Annotated in this window: 1 protein-coding gene; it reads left to right on the top strand. The window is 46.7% G+C overall.

Annotated features, from left to right (window positions below; all coding sequences use genetic code 11):
• Positions 1 to 163: 163 nt before the first annotated feature.
• On the top strand, positions 164 to 1,045 hold an 882-nt coding region (gene argH, locus A3762_RS15185), incomplete at its 3' end, for an argininosuccinate lyase (RefSeq protein ID WP_068756413.1).

The raw sequence follows: 1,045 nt of genomic DNA, 5'->3' as shown, positions 1-1,045 counted from the left end.
CAATGCTTTGAGCGTGACATAAATTCGGAATAAAACTGTTCGTTAGCGTCACGTCTTTTTGAGGCGCAGTGGCTTTGTTATTCATGATATACTTCGGCGCTTTACTGGGCCGCCAGAGAATTCCTGCGGCAGCAATGATTTTAGTGTAGATGGGTAATCCAGCATGAGCAATGATTCAAATGCCACCAACCAGTCTTGGGGTGGTCGTTTTAACGAGCCAACAGACGCATTTGTCGCGGAATTCACCGCTTCGGTTCAGTTTGATCAACGTATGTACTTTCACGATATTCAAGGCTCGATTGCACATGCGACCATGCTTGCAAAAGTGGGTGTGTTGAGTGAGCAAGAACGTGATCAAATCATTCAAGGTTTGAGCGAAGTGCGCGCAGATATTGAAGCAGGCGAGTTTGAATGGTCGGTTGCGCTTGAAGATGTGCACATGAATATTGAAGCGAAGCTTACCGAGAAAATTGGTATTACAGGCAAGAAGCTTCATACAGGCCGTTCACGTAATGACCAGGTTGCGACAGATATTCGTTTGTATTTGCGCGATGAAATCGACTTTATTGCAAGTGAAATTACCCGTCTTCAACAGGGTATTGTTGGCTTGGCACAGCGTGAAGCTGAAACGATTATGCCAGGCTTTACGCATCTTCAAACTGCACAACCGGTTACGTTCGGGCATCACGTTATGGCCTGGAACGAAATGTTGCAACGCGATTATGAACGTTTGATGGACTGCCGTAAGCGTGTCAACATCATGCCGCTTGGTGCCGCGGCTTTGGCTGGCACAAGTTACCCTATCGATCGCGCTCTAACTGCTGAATTGCTTGGTTTTGAGCGTCCGAGCTATAACTCTCTTGATTCCGTGAGCGACCGTGATTTTGCGATTGAGTTTTGTTCATTTGCGAGCCTCTTGTTAATGCATTTGTCGCGCGCTTCCGAAGAACTCATTTTATGGGCCTCTGCGCAGTTTGACTTTATTGATTTGCCTGATCGTTTTTGCACGGGCTCTTCAATCATGCCGCAGAAGAAGAATCCAGAT

Source organism: Oleiphilus sp. HI0125 (assembly GCF_001635355.1).
This window is presented reverse-complemented; position numbering and strand designations above follow the sequence as displayed.